The 19,374-nt window shown below is 68.7% G+C and carries 15 protein-coding genes; 4 read left to right on the top strand and 11 right to left on the bottom strand.

Going from position 1 to position 19,374, the window contains the following annotated elements; translation table 11 throughout:
* Positions 1-3 precede the first annotated feature (3 nt).
* Together MWN34_RS15185 and MWN34_RS15180 are read right to left on the bottom strand one after the other, a co-directional pair.
* The gene (locus tag MWN34_RS15185; protein WP_247030157.1) at positions 4-3,651 is read right to left on the bottom strand and encodes an AsmA family protein; all 3,648 of its coding nucleotides are present in this window, start codon (positions 3,649-3,651) and stop codon (positions 4-6) included.
* A gap of 78 nt (positions 3,652-3,729) precedes the next feature.
* Positions 3,730-5,148, bottom strand: a complete 1,419-nt coding sequence (locus tag MWN34_RS15180; RefSeq protein WP_247030156.1) for an FAD-binding oxidoreductase — start codon at positions 5,146-5,148, stop codon at positions 3,730-3,732.
* 251 nt (positions 5,149-5,399) lie between these two features.
* Here MWN34_RS15180 and MWN34_RS15175 point away from each other — a divergent pair, with 251 nt between their 5' ends.
* Entirely contained in the window at positions 5,400-5,912 is a 513-nt protein-coding gene (locus MWN34_RS15175; RefSeq protein WP_247030155.1) for a thioesterase family protein, read from the top strand.
* Between the two features lie 32 nt (positions 5,913-5,944).
* Here the strand turns inward: MWN34_RS15175 and MWN34_RS15170 are convergent, their stop codons facing one another.
* The 3 genes from MWN34_RS15170 to MWN34_RS15160 form a co-directional block, all read right to left on the bottom strand.
* On the bottom strand, positions 5,945-6,892 hold the full coding sequence (locus MWN34_RS15170) for a 50S ribosomal protein L11 methyltransferase (RefSeq protein ID WP_247030154.1): 948 nt from the start codon (positions 6,890-6,892) through the stop codon (positions 5,945-5,947).
* Between the two features lie 97 nt (positions 6,893-6,989).
* Positions 6,990-9,446, bottom strand: coding sequence for an ATP-dependent helicase (locus MWN34_RS15165; RefSeq protein ID WP_247030153.1), 2,457 nt, complete (start codon positions 9,444-9,446; stop codon positions 6,990-6,992).
* Between the two features lie 227 nt (positions 9,447-9,673).
* Positions 9,674-10,465: a substrate-binding periplasmic protein gene (locus MWN34_RS15160; protein ID WP_247030152.1), complete on the bottom strand. Its 792-nt coding sequence runs from the start codon at positions 10,463-10,465 to the stop codon at positions 9,674-9,676.
* A gap of 133 nt (positions 10,466-10,598) precedes the next feature.
* Between MWN34_RS15160 and MWN34_RS15155 the strand changes: the two genes are divergently transcribed.
* From MWN34_RS15155 to MWN34_RS15145, 3 genes are all read left to right on the top strand, one after another.
* Positions 10,599-11,228, top strand: a complete 630-nt coding sequence (locus MWN34_RS15155; protein ID WP_247030151.1) for a LysE family translocator — start codon at positions 10,599-10,601, stop codon at positions 11,226-11,228.
* A gap of 87 nt (positions 11,229-11,315) precedes the next feature.
* Positions 11,316-13,160: an aminopeptidase P family protein gene (locus tag MWN34_RS15150; protein ID WP_247030150.1), complete on the top strand. Its 1,845-nt coding sequence runs from the start codon at positions 11,316-11,318 to the stop codon at positions 13,158-13,160.
* Positions 13,161-13,262: 102 nt separating this feature from the next.
* The gene (locus MWN34_RS15145) at positions 13,263-13,415 is read left to right on the top strand and encodes a DUF3309 domain-containing protein (RefSeq protein ID WP_247030149.1); all 153 of its coding nucleotides are present in this window, start codon (positions 13,263-13,265) and stop codon (positions 13,413-13,415) included.
* Positions 13,416-13,521: 106 nt separating this feature from the next.
* Here the strand turns inward: MWN34_RS15145 and MWN34_RS15140 are convergent, their stop codons facing one another.
* The 6 genes from MWN34_RS15140 to MWN34_RS15115 all read right to left on the bottom strand — a co-directional run bounded on the left by MWN34_RS15140 (position 13,522) and on the right by MWN34_RS15115 (position 19,363).
* Positions 13,522-14,925: a PepSY-associated TM helix domain-containing protein gene (locus tag MWN34_RS15140; protein WP_247030148.1), complete on the bottom strand. Its 1,404-nt coding sequence runs from the start codon at positions 14,923-14,925 to the stop codon at positions 13,522-13,524.
* Positions 14,926-15,063: 138 nt separating this feature from the next.
* Positions 15,064-15,483, bottom strand: a complete 420-nt coding sequence (locus MWN34_RS15135; RefSeq protein ID WP_247030147.1) for a hypothetical protein — start codon at positions 15,481-15,483, stop codon at positions 15,064-15,066.
* Positions 15,484-15,550: 67 nt separating this feature from the next.
* Positions 15,551-16,513, bottom strand: a complete 963-nt coding sequence (locus MWN34_RS15130) for a quinone oxidoreductase family protein (protein WP_247030275.1) — start codon at positions 16,511-16,513, stop codon at positions 15,551-15,553.
* A 26-nt stretch (positions 16,514-16,539) separates the two neighbouring features.
* Positions 16,540-16,947, bottom strand: a complete 408-nt coding sequence (locus MWN34_RS15125; RefSeq protein WP_247030146.1) for a carboxymuconolactone decarboxylase family protein — start codon at positions 16,945-16,947, stop codon at positions 16,540-16,542.
* A 22-nt stretch (positions 16,948-16,969) separates the two neighbouring features.
* Complete coding sequence (locus MWN34_RS15120; protein WP_247030145.1) at positions 16,970-17,821, bottom strand: branched-chain amino acid aminotransferase; 852 nt, start codon at positions 17,819-17,821, stop codon at positions 16,970-16,972.
* Between the two features lie 21 nt (positions 17,822-17,842).
* The gene (locus tag MWN34_RS15115) at positions 17,843-19,363 is read right to left on the bottom strand and encodes a sugar ABC transporter ATP-binding protein (RefSeq protein WP_247030144.1); all 1,521 of its coding nucleotides are present in this window, start codon (positions 19,361-19,363) and stop codon (positions 17,843-17,845) included.
* Positions 19,364-19,374: the final 11 nt, after the last annotated feature.

The raw sequence follows: 19,374 nt of genomic DNA, 5'->3' as shown, positions 1-19,374 counted from the left end.
CGCTCACGGCGACGGCGGCGCCACCGGAGCGGGCTGCATCAGGAAGGGCGGCACGTAAGGAGCGTCGCTCGAACCGGACGATGCGGCGGGCGGAGTCGGCGGGGGCAGAACCAGCGGCGGCGCAAGCTGGGGGGCCGGCACGGTACCCAGCGGGGCCGGCTGCATCACCTCCGGGCCCGGCGCCGGTGGTGCGGCCCCCCGTGGCGCGGCTGCCGGAGACGCGGGCGGAGCTTCCATCCCGGCCTGCGCGGCATTTGCGGGAACCGCACCTGTCGGCGCGGGCGGCCGCGGGTTGCGGCTGTATTCCTGTTCCAGCCGCTTGGTCTCGCGCTCCAGCGTGCGCATGTTGATCGCCGCGGTCAGCGGCATGATGTCCAACCGCCGCTCCGGGGCCGCAAGCGGGCCGCGCCAGCCCACCACCACACCGGGCGGCGCGGTGGCGGCGGGGTCGCTCGCATCGTCGATCTCCAGCGTGCCGTCGAAGCCCAGCCGGACGATGTCGAGGCTGGCATCGAGGGTGAGGCGCTGCCCGTTCTGGGTCAGCCGCGCCGTGCCGCTGCGCGCCAGTCCGTTCAGCACGGACACCGGCACGTCGAGTCGCCCGATCCTGAGCGTGCCCTTGCCGATCGCCTGCTGCAGGCTGGCAGCGATGGACGCGGCGTCGGAGGGCGGGAGCTTGTCATAGGCGAGCATGGTGGCCCGCACCGCCGAGGGGTCGATGCCCGCGATCTCGAAGCCGTCAATGCTGAGGCTCCCCTGCCCCGCCAGCGTCTGGGCCAGGGCGACCGGGGAACGGCCGCGGCCGGCAAGGTCGAGCCCGAGGCTGAGGCGGCCCTTCACCGCCGGTGTCGCGACCAGCGGGCCGAGGAGCTGGCCGAGATCGGCATTGGCGAGGTTCACATGACCCTCGACATCGACGAGGTCGCCACGCCGGCGCAGCTTGCCGCTCGCCGCCAACCGGCCACCCGCCAGCGCACCGGAGAGTTCCTCGACCGTCGCTTGCCCGTCCGCGAGCCGTGCCCGCACGCGTGCATCGCCAAGCGTGCGCCCGTCCGGCAGATCGAACGTCCCGATGGCGAGGGATACGGTGGCCGGCAACCCGACCAAGGCCGGCGCGCCGAAACGCGCCTCGGTCCAGGGCACGCCCGGCCCGGCGAGGGTGCGCCCCGCCACCAGCCCGAGCGCCCGGCCGAGGCTCCAGCGCTCCAGCCGGAGATCGGCTTCGACGCCGGGCCGATCCCCGCCATAGAGCGCGGAACCTTCCAGCCTTACCCCGGCGAGCAGCCCGGACAGCCGGGCGAGGCGGAAGGCCCCGCCGGCATCGCCGCTCCGGCTCACCGCGCCGGTCATGGCAAGCGCCACCGGCGCGGTGGAATCGGCGGCATCCGCGACCGCGGGGAACAGCCGGCCGAGATCGGACGCCTGCGCCTCGATCTGCAGGTTCGGCTGCACTGTGCCCTCGGCATCCAGCCCCGGATCGCCCCGCGCCGCCAGATGTGCGCCCGCCAGCATCAGTTCAGCATCGAGATCGGGCGTCAGGCGCACCAGAAGCCGCGCCGGGCCGAGGCCGGCCCTCAGCCCCGGTACTCCGAGCTGCTTCAGCACGGCGGAGCCATCGGCGATGTCGAGTTCCGTCGATCCGGTCGGCGAGGCGCCGCCGCCATATTGAAGCGCCGCCGTACCCGCGAGAGGCCCCGCGCTGCCGTGCAAGGTGAGGCTGGAGCGCGCCGGGCTGCTGTCGAGCGTCAGGGTCAGATCGAGCGGCGCCAGCGAGGGCGCGAGGCGCTGCACCCAGCTGTCGGCTCCCTCCGGCCGCAGCAGCCGCACCAGCGCCGCCACGCCCTCCGTGCCCCCGCCCGTGAGGCGTGCCTCGAAGTGCCCGTCGCTCGACGCGGAGGCGTCGGCGAGCCGGCCGGAGGCATTGATGTCGAGGCCGCCGAAGCCGTTCAGCACGAGGCGCTCGATGGTGAGTCCGTCGCGCGCGGTACCATCGCCCGGTCCGTGACGCAGCGCGACGTCGATGCGGTTCGCCGGCAGGCCGGAGAGGCGGACATCGCTGCCGGTCAGTGCCAGCACGACATCGGATGCCTGCCCGCCCATGGCGACGAGCCGGCGCATCGGCGCCAGCAGCGCATCGAGATCGGCGCCATCGGCGGAGAGGCGAGCGACAATGCGCGGCGACGCATCGGCCGGCGTGGTGAGGGAAAGGGCTCCGCCCAGAGCGAGCGGCGGTCCCGAGGTGGGTGTGAGGACGAGCTTCGCGCCCTCCAGCGCCAGCCGCTCGGACCCGGCGCTCACCGTGCCGGACAAGGTCGCCGCACCTGCCGGAAGGCTGGACACCAGCGCCACCGAACCCGGCAACGCCCAGCTTGCAAAGGCCGGCACATCTTCAGTCTCGAAGGCGAGCGTGCCGGAGAACACGTCCGGCGTTCCGCCCGGCGGGGTGCCGGATGCGTTGTTGACCGGCGCCGCCCCCATCCGCCCGGAGACCTTCATCGTGGAGCGGCCCGGCAGCTTGGCCTGCAACGCACGCACCTGCCAACTGCCGCCGCTCCAGCCGAGATCGGCGCGCAACTCCCGCATCTGCGCGCCCCCCAGCAGCACGGTGTCGCCGCTCAGCGCCACCGTGCCCGATGGCGCGAAATGGGCGAGAGGGTTCAGCGTGTTGCCCACCTCCAGCACAACGGCGAGGGGCGAACCGCCGGCGGCGACATTGTTGAGGTCGAGCTGGCGAGCGGCGAGTGCGAGATCCAGCCGAGCCGCACCACCCGGCCCGGCAAAGGCCAACCGGCCATTGCCGTTGAGTTCCACCGGCCGCTCGGCATTGCCGAGGGTCAGCGCAAGTTCGCTGGCCTCGACCCCGCTGCGCTGGGCGCGGATATTTGCAGCGAGATTCCACCCGGCACGCGCGAGCGGGGACGAGGCATCGGCGCCCGGCTTCATACCGAGCGTGGCACGTCCCTCGAAGGACGGCCTGCCGGCCGCCACCGCAAGCGCTCCTTCCGCACTCAGGGAAAGCGGGCTGGTGATGCCCTGAACCACCAGACGCGCCCTCGACACTCCACCGCTGAAGGCGCCGAGCGCGAGGCGCACGCTCTGCCGCTGGTTGCCGGTGGCAACCTCACCCTCGAACTTCATCGGTCCGGCGATGCTGGTGACTTCGCCATTGAGGTCGACATCGCCCAGCGACAGGACGACGCCGGCGGGCTCGACCACCACCAGCGTGCCATTTTCGACGCCGAGCTCGGAAATGCTGAACCCGGCCGGCTGCGCCGCCCCGCCGGGGCTCGTCACGGCGCCATCCGCGCCGAGCACCAGCCGCACACGCGGTTCGGCCAGCCGGATATGCTCGATATTGATCTCGCCCCGGATGAGCGCGCCGAGCGAGAGCGTGCCGCGCAGCTCGCCGATGGTCGCGGTGCTGCGGGCCGGGTCGCGGCCGATGACGACGTCGCGCAGCACCACCCGCGGGGTCGGCAGGATTTCCGCGTCGATGCGCCCGCGCAGCGCGACGGGAGCGCCCACCGCGCGGCTCATCTGCTCCTCGAAGCTGCTCCGCCACTGGCTCCAGTCGACATAGAGCGGCGCTGCGAAGGCTGCGGCGATCGCAAGGATGACGGCGGTGGCAAGGGTCAGCAGGAAGGTCTGCACGCATCCTCTCCGAAAGACGGAGCCTTGTCAGGCAAATGCCGGTCCAGCCTCGCGCCGGCCGGCCGAAGGGCGGGAGCCTCAGGGAAGGATCTTGCCCGGATTCATGATGTTCTGGGGGTCGAGCGCCGCCTTGATGGCGCGCATCGCGTCCAGCGTCTCCCGACCATGCTCGGCCTCCAGATATTTCTTCTTGCCCTGCCCGACACCATGCTCGCCGGTCGCGGTACCGCCCATGGCGAGCGAGCGATGCACCATCCGCTCGATGAAGATCTTCGCCTTGGCGACATCCTGCGGGTCGTCCATGTGGACGAGGGTGACGGTATGGAAGTTGCCGTCGCCGACATGGCCGACGATGGGAGCGACCATGCCCATCTCCTCGATGTCGCGCTTGGTCTCGTCCACGCAATCGGCGAGGCGCGAAAGCGGCACGCAGACATCCGTGGCGAGCGCCTTGGCCCCCGGCTTCATCGGCAGGCAGGCCCAATAGGCATCGTGCCGCGCCTGCCAGAGCTTGCTGCGCTCCTCCGGCCGCGCGGTCCAGGTGAAGGGGCCGCCGCCGAACTCGTCCGCGATCTCGGCGAAGCGTTCCGCCTGTTCGGCGACGCCGGCTTGCGTGCCGTGAAACTCCAGGAACAGCATGGGCTGCTCGGGCAGATCGAGCTTCGAATAGGCGTTGCAGGCCTTCACCTGCACCTCGTCCAGCAATTCGATGCGGGCCACCGGCAAGCCGGACTGGATGGTCATGATGACGGCATCGCAGGCGGCGCGGATGGTCGGGAACGGGCAGACGCCGCCGGAAATGGCTTCCGGCAGGCCGGAGAGCCGCAGCGTCAGGCTGGTGATGATGCCGAGCGTGCCCTCCGCGCCGACGAACAGCCGCGTCAGGTCGTAGCCGGCGGAGGATTTCTTTGCCCGCCGGGCCGTGGTGATGATCTCGCCATTGGCGAGCACGGCGGTCAGCGCGATGACGTTGTCCTTCATCGTGCCGTAGCGCACCGCATTGGTGCCCGAGGCGCGGGTGGAGGCCATGCCGCCCAGCGAGGCGTCGGCACCGGGATCGATCGGAAAGAACAGGCCGAGATCGCGCACATGTTCGTTGAGCTGCTTGCGGGTGACGCCCGGCTCCACCACCACGTCGAGATCTTCGGCATGGACCGCCAGCACCCGGTTCATCCGCGAGAGGTCGATGGAGATGCCGCCACGCGGAGCATTGATCTGCCCTTCCAGCGAAGAGCCGGTGCCGAAGGCGATGACCGGCACCCCATGAGCGGCACAGGCGCGCACCACGGCCTGAACCTCTTCGGCGCTCTCGACGAAGACCACGGCGTCCGGCGCCTCGTTCGGCAGCCAGGTCACGGTGTTGGCGTGCTGCTCGCGAATCGCCCGGCCGGTCGAGAGCCGATCCCCGAACTCCTTGGAAAGACGTGCGATAACGGCCGAAACAGCCTCCGGCGCCGGCGTTCCCACAGCCGCGTCGCGTTCGTCCAGATCCGTCATTTCGTCCTCCCCTGGCCAGCCCGCCGACATTTTCGCAGCCTGCCCCTGCGGCGCGGTATAGCCCATTCGGCGGCGCAGCGCTGCATCGGGCCTGCGGCGCGGTGGCGCAAATCTTTCAAGAATCTTAACTCCGTCAAGATTCAGCGCTTTTCTTTCTCGCCGGTTTGGGTGACGATTGCCTTGGAAATCGGCACGTTGCTGACCATTAAGGCAGCAGCGTTTCCATAAAATGAGAGCAGCGGGGTCGCGTCATGCTGGACGGGATCGATTTTGAACCCGTGTTCTTCGCACCCTTCGTCTCGTCCGCCATGACGGTCGAGCCGCATTGGGTCGATCATAACGGCGTGCTCAACGCCGCTTATCAGGGTCAGCTTTTCGACCGCGCGGTCGACGAGGCGGTGTTCCTCGTCGGCCTTACCAACAAGGCCGCCGAACAGCGCAGCGCCGGCTTCCAGCCCACGGAGACGCATCAGCGCTTTCTCCGCGAGCTGAGGACGGGCCATCAGGTGCGCATCACGGTGCGCCTCATCAATTACGACGAGCTCCGGGTCCATCTTTTCCAGGAGATGCATCACGCCCGCGAGGGCTGGACCGCCTCGACCCGGGAGCAGATGGCGCTTCATGTCGACGGCGCCAGCCGCCGCCCGGTACCTTTCCCCGACGACGTGCTGGAACGCCTCGCCCAAATGAGGGCGGTGCACAGCACGCTGCCCGTACCGGAGGGGCTCGGGAACAAGGTCGACCTGCCGCTGCATCTGTCCTGAGCGGCGGGCGCCGGGCGAAACGCTCGCCGTCCTCAGCGCCGGCGCACAGGCTTGCGTGCATCGGCGCGCGGCTTGCCGCTGTGCGGAGCCAGTTCCAGCGTGGTCCAGCCCTCGATGCTCCGCCGGCGCACGAGGTGGAGACCCTGCGCGCGATAGGCCGCGAGCGCGGCATTGGCATGCGAATCGAGCAATCCCGACAGCACCACCCGCCCGCCCGCCGCCAACAGCGGGCGCATCGGCTTCGCTATGCCCTTCAGCGGTGCCAGCAGGATATTGGCAAGGATCAGGTCGAAACGTCCGGCTGTGCGGAACGGCCGCGCGCCCAGCCCCGGCGCATGCAGGAAGGAGATGCCTTGGGCCCGGTTGGCCCGTGCATTGGCGCGCGCGGTGTTCACCGCCACCCGGTCGATGTCGCTGGCCAACACGGGCGTGTGGAACAGCCGAGCGGCTGCCATGGCGAGCACCCCGGTGCCGGTGCCGACATCCAGCGTGCGCCGCGGCCGGCCCCGCTTGCCATAGGCGGCGATCGCCTCGAGGCAGCCCTGCGTGGTGCCGTGATGGCCGGTGCCGAAGGCGAGAGCCGCCTCGATCTCGATGCCGATGCGGCTCGGCGGAACCCGTGCGCGGTCATGCGAGCCATGGACCACGAATGGCCCGATCGCGACCGGCGCCAGCCCTTCCAGCGAAGCCGCCACCCAGTCTTTTCGCTCAAGGAGCGAAAACACCGCCGCCGCAGCCGCTTCCGGCGAGACCAGCGCGATGAGTTCGCGCACATTCTCCTCGTCCGGCTCCTCGGCGAAATAGATCTCCACCGCCCAGCCCGAGCCTTCCGCGAGACGCTCGATCTCGAAAGCGGAGGTCGCGACCTCGGCGGGATCGAAGGTCTCGCCGATGAACTCGGCAATGGCGCGCGCTTCTTCCATCGGCGCATCGACGCGCATCACATGGGAGGCCCCGTTAGGCGGCAATCCTTCGAGCATGGCCGGCTTCCTACTGGACGGGCCGCCCCAAACGACCCCGCCAGCGCTTTAGAGGAGGGCGCGCGCGAATGCCAGCGCGGCGTAGCTCCGTTCCGCCTCAGGCCGGCTGCACGAAGCTGTCGACCACATGCTTTTCGCCGGCCTTGTCGAACTGCACGGTGAGCTTGTTGCCCTCCACGCCGACCACATCGCCATAGCCGAACTTCTGGTGGAACACCCGCTCGCCACGCTTGAAGGCGGACGCCGGGCCGGTGGATGTCGCGATGAGCTGGCCCTCGATCAGCCGCCCGCCGCTGCCCCGCCCCCCGCTGGCGCGGCCGGCCGCATGGCCGGACACGCCGCCGAAGCGGGACGCCGGCTCGGCAAAGCCGCCACTCCCGCCGGCGCCACCCGAACGGCCGCCGAAACTCCCGCCCTTCGCGGCCTGCGCACGCTGCCAGCCCGGTGTCGAATAGGTGGATCCGAAGGTCTCCGCCTGGTCGAACCGGCTCGGGCCATAGCCATAGCGGCGAGAGGCGCCATTTGCCTGACCGCCACCCCAGCCGGTGCCGCCCTTGGATTCGGTCACCTCGACATGGCCGTCCGGCAACTCGTCGAGGAAACGGCTCGGCACGCTGGACTGCCACAGCCCGTGGATGCGCCGGTTGGAGGCGAAATAGACCTTCGCCCGGTAGCGCGCGCGGGTGAGGCCGACATAAGCGAGGCGGCGCTCTTCCTCGAGACCGGCGCGGCCCTGCTCGTCCAGCGCGCGCTGGTTGGGGAACAATCCCTCCTCCCAGCCCGGCAGGAACACGGTGTCGAATTCCAGCCCCTTGGCGGAATGCAGCGTCATCAGGCTCACGGCGTCCTGCCCGGCTGCACCTTCCGTGTCCATCACCAGCGAGACGTGTTCGAGAAAGCCGGTGAGGTTCTCGAACGGCTCCATCGAGCGCACCAGCTCCTTGAGGTTGTCGAGCCGGCCGGCGGCATCGGCGGAACGGTCCTTCTGCCACATGCCGGTATAGCCGCTCTCGTCCAGCACGATCTCGGCGAGCTGGTTCTGAGGCATCTGCGCGGCCTGCTCGCGCCAGCGCTCGAAGGACTGCACGAGGTCCATGAGGCTGAGTCGGACCTTCGGCTTCAACGCGTCGCTGCCGACGAGCTGGCGCGCGGCTTCCTGCAGCGGCACCCCGGCGGCGCGGGCCTGTTCGTGGATCTGCCGCAGCGCCACGTCGCCGAGCCCGCGCTTGGGCACATTCACGATGCGTTCGAAGGCGAGGTCGTCCGCCGGCTGGGCGATGCAGCGCAGATAGGCCATGGCGTCGCGGATCTCGGCGCGCTCATAGAAGCGCGGGCCGCCGACCACCCGGTAATTGAGCCCGAGCGTGACGAAGCGCTCCTCGAATTCCCGCATCTGGAACGAGGCCCGCACGAGGATGGCGATGTCGGACAGGCTATGCCCCTGCCGCTGCAGGTCCTCGATCTCCTCGCCGATGGCACGGGCCTCCTCCTGGCTGTCCCAGGCGCCGGTCACCGTCACCTTCTCGCCATGAGCGCCCTCCGAGAACAGCGTCTTACCCAGCCGGCCTTCATTGTGGGCGATGAGGTGGCCGGCGGCACCGAGGATATGGCCCGTGGAGCGGTAGTTGCGCTCCAGCCGGATCACCTTGGCACCGGGAAAATCGCTCTCGAAGCGCAGGATGTTGTCGACCTCGGCGCCGCGCCAGCCATAGATCGACTGGTCGTCGTCGCCGACGCAGCAGACATTGCGCGAGCCCTGCGCCAGCAGCCGCAGCCAGAGATATTGCGCGACATTGGTGTCCTGATACTCGTCCACCAGAATGAACCGGAAGCGTCGGTGGTACTCCGCCAGCACGTCCGGATTCTCGCGCAGCAGGCGGATGCCTTCCAGCAGCAGATCGCCGAAATCGACCGCGTTCAGCGCCTTGAGCCGCGCCTGATAGGCGGCATAAAGCATCTTGCCGCGGCCATTGGCGAAGGTCGCGCCCTCCCCGGCCGGCACCTGCTCGGGCGTGAGGCCGCGATTCTTCCAGCCGTCGATGGTGCTCGCCAGCATCTTCGCCGGCCAGCGCTTGTCGTCGATGTCCTCGGCCTGGAGGATCTGTTTGAGCAGCCGGATCTGGTCGTCGGTATCGAGGATGGTGAAGCCGCTGCGCAGTCCCACCAGCTCGGCATGGCGGCGAAGCATCCTGACTCCGATGGAGTGGAAGGTGCCGAGCCATGGCATGCCCTCCACTTCCTCGCCGACGATACCGCCTATGCGCTCCTTCATCTCGCGCGCGGCCTTGTTCGTGAAGGTCACGGCGAGGATCTGCGAGGGCCAGGCGAGGCCAAGCGAGAGGATGTGGGCGATGCGCGTGGTCAGCACCCGGGTCTTGCCGGTGCCGGCGCCGGCCAGCACCAGAAGGGGGCCTTCCACCGTCTCGACCGCCTCCCGCTGCTCGGGATTGAGTCCGACGAGATAGGACGCACCCGCCGCCCGCCGCGGTGCCGCCATCGCCCGCGCGCGCTCGGCGATGCCGCCGGCCCGCGGCACATGCGCAGCGCCGGGCATATGAGGAACGGCACCTTCCTCGCCCGCCCCGTCAAAGGGAGCGGTGGGGTGCGACGGCTTCAGGGGTCCGGGCAACAGGGTCTCGCGTCTCAGGTGAAGATGGGTTTTCGTGATTCTGACAAGAACAAAATGGCACCGCCATGGTCGTTTGGCGAGGGTGAGGTTGGAGATGTGCTGGCCCGCTGCCGGTCCGCTCGGGCCGGGCCGGTCTTGTGCCGGCAGCGCATTCAGCCGCGCGAACGCACCTGCACGGTGGAAGAATGCCGGTCGGGCGCCATGCCGAACCATCGGGTGTGGATGCGGGCCATGGTGCCGTCCTGCTTCATCTGCGTGATGGCGTCATCGACCGGCACGGTCAAGGGCGCCCCTTTCGCAAACATCATGGCGTAGTGGTCGCCGGTGTCGATCCGTTCGATCACGGCGAGGTCGGAGCGGTGGAGCAATTCATGGAGCAGCGTCGGCAGGTCGCCGAAATAGGCAGAGACCTTGCCCGCGGTCAGAAGGTCGAGCACGGCGGAAACGCCCTGCGCCGGAACGAGCGGGCCGAGGCCGAGCCGCGGGCCGTTTTCCCGCAACCAAGCCTCGTTGCTGGTGCCCGGCGTGACCGCCACCGGGCGGGCGCCCAGGTCCTCGATGCGGCGGATCGGCCCCGCCTTCAGCACCACGACGCCCTGCGCGCTGTCGTAATAGGCTTGCGTGAAATCGAAGCGCTTCCGCCGCTCGGGGGTAATGGTGATGGAGCAGGCCACCAGATCGACCCTGCCCCTTTCGACCGCCTCAAACAGATCGGCGAAGGGCATCACCACCCATTCGATCCGGGCACCGAGCTCATGGCCGATCCGCTCCACCATGTCGGCTTCGAAACCGACGATCCGGTCGCCATCGCGATATTGCCAGGGGGCATTGTCGAGAAACGTGCCGACCCGAAGCACCCGGGTCTCGGCCCCGGCGCGCGTGCCAGGTGTGGCGGCAGCGAGCAACAGCAGACAGAAGCAGAGCGCCCTCAGCGCCTTACGCATAACGTTTCCTGCTCCGGCCACCCCGCCATGGCCCACCCGTTGACGAAAGGCACATGGCGACAGAAGGTGGGTCATTAAGGTCGCGCCGTCCAGCCATTCGCGGCCTGCTCCCGCGCTTTTCCCGGATCCTTCGATGACCAACGGCCTTTATCTGATGACTGCGCTCGCCGGAGCGCTCTATGTGCTCTCGCCGGGGCCGGCCTTCCTGGCGCTTTTCTCGCTCTCGGCCGCCCATGGCCGTCCTGCGGGAGCGCGCTTCGTCAGCGGGCATCTGGTGGGCGACCTGTTCTGGGGCACGCTGGCCTTCGCCGCCATCATCGGCGTCAACCAGCTCGGGCCGATGCTGTTCGATCTGCTCGGCCTGTTCTGCGGGCTTTACCTGGTGTGGCTGGGGGTGAAGGCGGTGCGCTCCAAGGGCGAGGTCACGGCCCCGGTCGGCGCCGGCCGCCCGCTTGCCACGGGCGTGCTGTTCGGCCTTACCAACCCGAAGGCCTATCCGGTTTCGGTCGCGATGTTCACCGCACTCACCGCCCATTATGCCTCGGGACTGTCCTGGGATTCGGCACCCTATCTGATGGCCGCCGCCTTCGCCGGCTTCGTCGCGGCCGACATCCTGCTGGTGTGGATGGCGGGCCTCGCCCCGGTGCGCCGCTTCTTCCTGAGGCACGGACGGATCGTCACACGCTGCGTCGGGCTGATGTTCATCGCCTTCGGCACCAAGTCGCTGTTCGACGCCACACGCGGCTTCGCCTCGCGGGCCTGAGCCGCCGGCATCAGTCCTGCTTCCGCCGCGCGGCATGTTCGCGCGAAGCGCTGCTCATCTGCGCCGAGAGTGCGCCAGGTTTCCCGCATGACCCAGAACCCGACCACACCATTCGAGGCGCATTACCAGTCCTTCGGTGATGCCGCCGCGCCGGAGGAAGGCACCCGCCACCTCGCGCTGCTGCGCGCGGAGCTGGCCCGCCGGCAGCTCGACGGCTTCCTCGTGCCGCGCGCCGATGCGCACCAGAACGAATACGTGCCGCCCTGCGACGAGCGCCTCGCCTGGCTCACCGGCTTCACCGGCTCGGCGGGCCTCGCCATCGTGCTCACGGACGAGGCGGCACTGCTGGTGGACGGACGCTACACGCTGCAGGCCGCGACCCAGGTCGACACCGCCTCCTTTACCGTGGTGCCCTCCTTCGAGGTCACCGCCGAGCAGTGGATCGAGGCTCATCTGCCGGCTGGCGCGCGTTTCGCCTATGACCCGTGGCTCACGACGATCGACGGCGTCGAGAAGCTGCGCCGCGCGGTGAGCGCGGTGGGCGGCACGTTGGTCGCGGTCGATTCCAACCCGCTCGACGCGGTGTGGATCGAGCGCCCCGCCGCCCCGACCGGCCGCATCAGCGTGCGCGACCCGGAGCTGGCCGGCGAAAGCGTGCCGGACAAGCTCGCCCGCATCCGCACCGCGCTCGCCGCCGACAAGCTCGACGCGCTGGTGCTCAGCGATCCGCATCAGGTGGCGTGGACGTTCAACATCCGCGGCGCCGACGTCGCCTTCACCCCGCTGCCGCTCTCCTGGGCCATCATCCCCGCCGAGGGACGGGCGAGCCTGCTGATCGACGGCCGCAAGCTGGAGCCCATGGTGCGGCGCGAGCTCGCCTTCCATGCGGAAATCCTCGAGCCGGTCTATTTCGACGACGCTCTTGCCCTTTTCGCCGGCTCGGGCGCCACGATACGGCTCGATCAGGCGACCTGCCCGGCCCATGTCGCGGCACGGATCGAGGCGTCTGGCGGCAAGGTCTCGAAGGGCGCCAGCCCCGTCGCGCTGATGCAGGCCGCGAAGAACGCCGCGGAGATCGCCGGCATGCAGGCCGCCCACCGGCGCGATGGCGCGGCCCTGACGCGCTTCCTCGCCTGGTTCGCCCGCGAGGCGCCCGCCGGCAACCTCACCGAGATCGACGCGGTCTGCGCGCTGGAAACCTTCCGCCGCGAGACCAATCTCATGCGCGACGTGTCCTTTCCCACCATCGCGGGGGCGGGGCCGAACGGGGCGATCGTGCATTACCGGGTGACCGGAGCCACCAACCGGCCGATCAACCCCGGCGAACTCTTCCTCATCGATTCCGGCGCGCAATATGAGGACGGCACCACCGACGTCACCCGCACCATGGCGGTCGGCGCGCCGACGGCCGAGATGCGCGACCGCTACACCCGCGTGCTGAAGGGCCATCTCGCCATCGCCCGCGCGGTGTTTCCGCGCGGCACCGCGGGCGCGCAGCTCGATCCTTTCGCCCGGCAATATCTCTGGGCCGCGGGGCTCGACTTCGAGCACGGCACCGGACACGGGGTCGGCGCCTATCTTTCGGTCCATGAAGGACCGGCCCGCATCTCCAAGCTGGGCGCGGTGCCGCTCGTGCCCGGCATGGTCCTCTCCAACGAACCGGGCTACTACAAGACCGGCGGCTTCGGCATCCGCATCGAGAACCTGCAGATCGTCGAGGAGAGGGAGATCGCCGGCGCGGAGAAGCCGACGCTCGCCTTCGGCACGCTCACCCTCGCGCCCTATGAGCGGGCGCTGATCGAACCGGCGCTGCTGTCGCCGGAGGAGCGCGCCCAGATCGACGCCTACCACGCCCGCGTGTTGGCCGAGATCGGCCCGCTGGTGGACGAGGCGACGCGCGCATGGCTGGAAAGCACGACCGCGCCGCTCTGAGCAGGCGAACGCCACACGCTGCAAAGTCGCAACGCACGGGAGGAACCATCCCGTGCGGTCCAACGTTACCACGCCGACACTACGGGTAATGGAGGGCTGCCGATGACCACAATTCTTCTCATCATCCTGATTCTGATCCTCGTCGGCGCCCTGCCGAGCTGGGGCTACAGTCGCAATTGGGGCTATGGCCCAAGCGGTATCGTGACCATTCTGCTGATCGTGCTGATTGTGATGATGCTGACCGGACGACTCTGACCGACCCCTGGTTTCCCCAACCGTCTTCACTCTGCCCGGGCTCCACGCCCGGGCTTTTCTTTTGGGGCTCGCCGAAGCCGGGAAGAAAATCCAGCCGCGGCTGGCGTCATTCCGCCGGGGCCTGCTTCACCCTTCGGACCGCGCGGATGCGGCGATCATATCTCCAGCGCAGCCCATCCACCGCCACGAAGCACAGCAGGCTGAGCCCCATCAGCGGCAGGGCAAGGCCGAAGGCGAGCGCGAGCCCGACAACCGCGATCCGCACCGGCCAGCCCAGATACAGGAAGGACTGCACCAGCGTGTGCGCCGGCGAGCCCGGCGCCGGGCGGCGGCGCCACCACATCGCGTAGCCATAAAGGATGGTGACCGAGAGGGCGCTGCCGATCGCGATCATGACGATCTGATTCGCCAGCCCGAACTTGATCCCCATGTGGATGTCGATGCCCCAGCGGATCAGCTTGGGAATAAGCCCGAAGGTCGCGAAATCCGCACGGCTGGTCACGCTCATGGTGCGCGGGTCGATGGCCAGCGTGTCCACCTGCGTCGGGGTCGAGCGGTCATATTCGCGCACCAGCCACGCCCTGTCGGCGCTTTTCGCCGGACGGATCTCGATCATCGGCGAATCGAGCCCGGCTTGCACTGCGGCGGCATGAACCGCATCGATCAGGCTCGCCGGGTCGGGCAGTGCCGGCATCGTCATGTCGGGCATCATCGCCATATGGTCGGCATGCTCGCCTTCCATGGCGGGCGCGGCCGCAGTGTCGAGCTTCAGCGAGACGGACGGCGTGGTCCAGCCCAGCGTTCCGCGCAGCAGGTCGATATTGTCGCCGGCATAGTGCGACCAGGTGAGGCCGGTGGCTGACAGGAACAGCACCCCTGCCGCGATCCACAGCCCGAGCGTGGTGTGCACCCGGCGCATCCGTGCCGTCGTCCCGCTTGCCGGCATCCCCCGCCGCCATGCCCACAGAAAGAGCCCGCCCAGCGCGGCGACCCAGAGCCAGGACGCGGCGAGCTCGCTGTAGTTCCGGCCGAGATCGCCCAGCAGCAGGTTGCGGTGGAACAGGTCGATGACGCGCTGGATCGGCAGAACGCCGCCGGTGCCGTAGACGACGAGGCTTCCCTTCACCTCCAGCGTCACCGGATCGACGAAGACGGCAAGGTTCTCCGACTCGCCCAGTGCCGGATCGGAGAACAGCACCCGGGTGGTCACGCCCGGCGCGATGGAGGGCCGCACCGCGAAAAGCGTTGCCTTGGTGCCGATCTGGTCAGTGCCGAGCCAGTCGCGGGCTGCATCGATCTGGTCCTTGAGGCTGCGGTTCTCCCCGGTCGGCGTGGCGCGAAGCTGCTCGCGGAAGACGAAGGCGTCGATCTGCGGGGTCAGCACATAGAGCGTGCCGGACAGCGCGGCGACGAGGATGAAGGGCCCCACGAAGAGCCCGACATAGAAGTGCAGCCGCGTGATGAAAGCCCTGAACGGGTTGTTCGCGGCGGGGACGGAAGCGCGGCTCATCGTCCCCTCCCCTGATATCCGGTGAGGGGACGAGAGAAGGTGTAGGCACGCGGGCACACGATGCCCGGCCCGCCAAGGCGGTCGTTGGTCATGAAGGATCTCCGGAAGGTGGGCGGCCCGTTCGCAGCGGGCGGCGGCTCAGCCGTTCAGGAGGGCTCGGGGAGGTCCGCGCGCGAGCGCGATGGTCGCCGCCCGGCCGGTCGCCGGGACGGGCGGCGCGAAGGCGAGCGTTGCGATGACGATGCGCCGCGGGACCAACGGAACGAGCCCGCCGTCGGGAGCTGGCGCCGTCGCGACCCCACCGGCCAGTCGGCACAGCGTGAGGCAGCATTTATGCGTGAGGTCGGAAGACGGAGCGTCCGGCTGGGGGCTGCCGCCATCGCCAAGGCCGGAGCAAAGAATGAGATGCGCCGGGTCGCCGACATCCGCCTTCAGAAGCGGGGCATCGACCAGAAGCTGGAACAGAAGCGCATAGGCCAGCACCACGGCGACGACATTGCCGCCGAGGGTACGCGTGAGAGCCCTGCGCAACCGGTTCATGGCGACAGGATGTGCCATAACGGAAGGAGCCCGTCATGCCGGAAAAACTGCGGCGAAACGCCCGGAAGACGTTTGCCGGTTTCCGTCAGACCGTAAGCACCACCGACCCCGTCGTCAGGCGCCCTTCCAGCCGCTCATGGGCCATGGCGGCATCCGTCAGGGCGTGGGTCTCGGGCGCACGCACCCTGATGGTGCCGTCCAGCAGACGGGCGAACAGGTCCTGCGCCCGCTCCACCAGCTCGGTACGCTCCTCTACATAATCGAACAGCACCGGCCGGTTGGCGGAAAGCGAGCCATGCGCGGCAAGGTCCGACAGGCGGAACTCGGCGATCATCCCGGAGGACTGGCCGAAATTCACGAACATGCCGCGGCGGCGCAAACATTTCAGCGAGCCCCGCCAGGTGTCCGCGCCGACGCTGTCATAAACCGCCGCGCAGCCCTGTCCGCCGGTCAGGGCGTCCACCGCCGCGACGAAATCCTCGTTGCGATAATCGACGACGTGGGCATAGCCATGGGCGCGGGCGACCGCGACCTTCTCGGGGCCGCCCGCCGTGCCGATGGCGGTGGCGCCCAGTGCGGCGAGCCACTGCCCGAGGATCAGCCCCACCCCACCGGCGGCGGCGTGCACCAGAACGGTGTCGCCGCGTTCGACCCTGTAGGACGAATTCACGAGATACTGGGCCGTCAGCCCCTTCAACAGCACGCTGGCCACGGTTTCGTCGGCGAGGCCGTCCGGCACCTTCACTAGCCGGCGGGCCGGCAGCACCCGCTCCTCGCAATAGGCGCCGAAACGAGTGACATAGGCCACGCGCTCGCCGACACGCAGCCCCTCGACGTCCGGCCCGAGCTCGGTTACCTCGCCCACCGCCTCGGCGCCGGGAATGAGGCTGGAGCCCGGCCAGGAATAGAGGCCGCTCCGGTAGTAGACGTCGATGAAATTGACGCCGACCGCCCGATGTCGGACCCGCACCTCGCCGGGGCCCGGCGCGACAGGGGCGACATCGATCCACTCCATCGCGGCCGGACCGCCCGGCGCGCGCACCACCATTGCTTTCACGGCACGGCTCCCACCTGTCAACGGACCTCGAATTCCGGGTCCGGCGGCACCTGCATCGCGATGGCGAGGTGATTGGTCTGGGCGGCGAGGCCGATGATGGAGAGCAGCTCGCCATGCTGCGCGTCGGTCATGCCCCGGGCACGCGCCGCCGCGGTGTGGGACTGGACACAGTACTGGCAGCTATTGGCGGTGGAAACGGCGATATAGATCATCTCGCGGGTGACGGGGTCGATCGAACCCTCGACCGCCATCACGGCCTTGAGCCCCTCCCACACCCGCTTCAGCGTCGCCGGGTCATTGGCCAGAGCGCGCCAGAAATTGTTGATGAAGTCGTTCTTGCGGGTGGCCCGGATGTCGTCGAACACCGCCTTCACGGCGGGAGAAGCTTCGGCCTCGGCATCGGTGAACAGCTTTACGGTCGCCATTGTTTCCTCCCTGACCTTTGCGTCAGCCCCGTGCCCAGTCGAGATAGAGGGCGCGCGCCTTCCGCGCCATCGGCCCGAATGGCAGGGCCTTGTCGTCGAAGCCGATCACCGGCACGACTTTCGAGATGTTGCCGGTCGAGAAGATCTCGTCGGCGCCGCGGAAATCCTCCACGGTGAGCGAAACCTCGTGCACGCCGACCCCGGCTTCCCGCAACAGCCCGATCACCCGCTGGCGGGTGATCCCGTTCAGGAAGGTACCGTTCGGCACGGGTGTGAAGACCTCGCCGCCGCGGGCCATGAACACATTGGCGGTGGCGAGCTCGGCAACATTGCCGAGCACGTCGGTCACCAGCGCGTTGTGGAAGCCCTTGGCCTTGGCCTCGCGCATCATCCGCGCATTGTTGGGATAGAGGCAGGCCGCCTTGGCATTGACCGGCATCACCTGCAGCGTCGGCCGGCAGAAGCGGGTGGTGGTGATGGTGAACCCGGTGGGCTCCACCATCGGCATCTCCTCGAGGCACAGGGCGAAGTCGGTGGAGGCGGCGAGCGGAGGCACCACGCCGGCATCGCTTTCCTCGGCCCAGTACATCGGGCGGATATAGACGTCGGTGCCGGGCGCGAATTTCGCCAGCCCGTCGCGGGTGATCGCCTCGATCTCGCCGCCGGTCAGCGTCGGCTCCAGCCCCAGTGCCCGCGCGGAGTCGTTCACCCGCGCGCAGTGCAAGGCGAGGTCGGGCGTGACGCCGGCGAAATGGCGGGCTCCGTCGAAGACGAGCGAACCGAGCCAGGTGGCGTGCGAGCTGGCGCCGAGGATGCGCACGTCGCCCTCGTGCCAAATGCCCTTGTAGTAGGTCCAGACGGCCTTGCTGTTCATGGTTGTGCTTTCCGCCGCGGCTCAGTGCACGGCCGCGTACATGATCTTTCCCTCGGTCGCCTCGGTGGGCGAGAACTCCTCGACGATCCGGCCCTGCCGGCAGACGAGGATGCGGTCCGAGAGATTGAGGATCTCAGGCAGGTAGGAGGAGATCACCACCACGGCGAGGCCTTCGTCGGCCAGCCGGTTGATGATCTGGTGAATCTCCGCGATGGCGCCGACATCGACACCGCGCGTCGGCTCGTCGAAGATGACGATGCGCGGCTTCTGCACCAGCCCCTTGCCGATCACGACCTTCTGCTGGTTGCCGCCCGAAAGCTCGACCACCCGCGCATTGTCGTTGATGGCGCGGATGTTCAGCTGCTTCGACCATTCGCGCGAGAGTTCGTGCATCTCGGCGTGGCTGATGATGCGGTGCTGCTCCCGGTCGGCAGCCAGGAGGCCGCCGAACAGGTTCTCGGCGATCGACATGGTCTCGAAGAAGCCCTCGGACTTGCGGTCCTCGGTCACATAGACGATGCCGTCCTTCACCGCCTCGCGCGGCACCACATAGCGCACCGGGCGGTCGTCGAGCTCGATGCTGCCGCCGCGCAGGAAGTCGCGCTTGTAGATGCCGGACACGATCTTGAAGGTCTCCGTCCGCCCCGAGCCGATCAGCCCGAACACGCCGGTGATCTGCCCCTCGAAGACCGAGAAGGAATTGTTGCGCACCGCCGCGCCCATCGAGATGTCCTGCACCGAGAGCACCTTGCGGCCGGCCTTGCGGATCTTCGCCTCGTCGCGCTGGCGGTAGAGTTCGGCCGACAGCGTGCGCCCCACCATCGCGGCGATGATCTTCTCGCGGTCGAAGCTCGCGGTCTCCCCGGTGGCGACCAGCTCGCCGTCGCGCAGGATGGTGATGCGGTCGGAGAGCAGCAACGCCTCTTCCAGCGCGTGGCTGATGAAGACGATGGAAACCCCGCGCGCCTTCAGCCGTCGCACCAGCGCGAAGAAATGGCGCTTTTCCTCCGGCGTCAGCGTCGCGGTCGGCTCGTCGAAGATGATGACCTCGGCATTGTGGTGGACCGCGCGGGCGATCTCGACCATCTGCTTCTTGGCCGCGCCCAGCGTCTCCACCATGGCGGTGGGATCGACCGAGAAATTGAGCGACTGCAGGAACTGCTGCGCCGAGATGTAGATGCCGCGCAGCCGGTTCAGGAACTTCTCCGAGCCGAGATAGAGATTTTGCGCCACCGTCATCGAGGGGACCAGCGAGGTCTCCTGGAACACCATGGCGATGCCGGCCTGCAGCGCCGCATTGGGGTTGGCATAGGCCGCCTCGACCCCGTTGTGGATCATCCGGCCCGAGGAGGCCTCCACCACCCCGGCAATGATCTTGGTGAGGGTCGACTTGCCGGCCCCGTTCTCGCCGAGCAGGGCGTGGATCTCGCCCCTGCGCAGCTCGAAGCTGACATTCTTCACCGCCGGCACGCCGCGATAGAGCTTCGAGACGTTCTCCAGGCGGATGACAGGCTCCGTCGCCCTCGCTTCTGCGGGTTCCATGTCCTGCTCCC

Source organism: Ancylobacter crimeensis (assembly GCF_023016805.1).
In the GTDB taxonomy this organism is placed as follows: domain Bacteria; phylum Pseudomonadota; class Alphaproteobacteria; order Rhizobiales; family Xanthobacteraceae; genus Ancylobacter; species Ancylobacter crimeensis.
This window is presented reverse-complemented; position numbering and strand designations above follow the sequence as displayed.

Bases quoted from the DNA above. Each gene is read 5' to 3' on its own strand.
- MWN34_RS15180 (WP_247030156.1), bottom strand. From the start codon at position 5,148: ATGACGGATCTGGACGAACGCGACGCGGCTGTGGGAACGCCGGCGCCG.
- MWN34_RS15140 (WP_247030148.1), bottom strand. From the start codon at position 14,925: ATGAGCCGCGCTTCCGTCCCCGCCGCGAACAACCCGTTCAGGGCTTTC.
- MWN34_RS15135 (WP_247030147.1), bottom strand. From the start codon at position 15,483: ATGGCACATCCTGTCGCCATGAACCGGTTGCGCAGGGCTCTCACGCGT.
- MWN34_RS15170 (WP_247030154.1), bottom strand. From the start codon at position 6,892: ATGCTCGAAGGATTGCCGCCTAACGGGGCCTCCCATGTGATGCGCGTC.
- MWN34_RS15165 (WP_247030153.1), bottom strand. From the start codon at position 9,446: ATGCCCGGCGCTGCGCATGTGCCGCGGGCCGGCGGCATCGCCGAGCGC.
- MWN34_RS15150 (WP_247030150.1), top strand. From the start codon at position 11,316: ATGACCCAGAACCCGACCACACCATTCGAGGCGCATTACCAGTCCTTC.
- MWN34_RS15115 (WP_247030144.1), bottom strand. From the start codon at position 19,363: ATGGAACCCGCAGAAGCGAGGGCGACGGAGCCTGTCATCCGCCTGGAG.
- MWN34_RS15175 (WP_247030155.1), top strand. From the start codon at position 5,400: ATGCTGGACGGGATCGATTTTGAACCCGTGTTCTTCGCACCCTTCGTC.
- MWN34_RS15155 (WP_247030151.1), top strand. From the start codon at position 10,599: ATGACCAACGGCCTTTATCTGATGACTGCGCTCGCCGGAGCGCTCTAT.
- MWN34_RS15125 (WP_247030146.1), bottom strand. From the start codon at position 16,947: ATGGCGACCGTAAAGCTGTTCACCGATGCCGAGGCCGAAGCTTCTCCC.
- MWN34_RS15130 (WP_247030275.1), bottom strand. From the start codon at position 16,513: ATGGTGGTGCGCGCGCCGGGCGGTCCGGCCGCGATGGAGTGGATCGAT.
- MWN34_RS15120 (WP_247030145.1), bottom strand. From the start codon at position 17,821: ATGAACAGCAAGGCCGTCTGGACCTACTACAAGGGCATTTGGCACGAG.
- MWN34_RS15145 (WP_247030149.1), top strand. From the start codon at position 13,263: ATGACCACAATTCTTCTCATCATCCTGATTCTGATCCTCGTCGGCGCC.
- MWN34_RS15160 (WP_247030152.1), bottom strand. From the start codon at position 10,465: ATGCGTAAGGCGCTGAGGGCGCTCTGCTTCTGTCTGCTGTTGCTCGCT.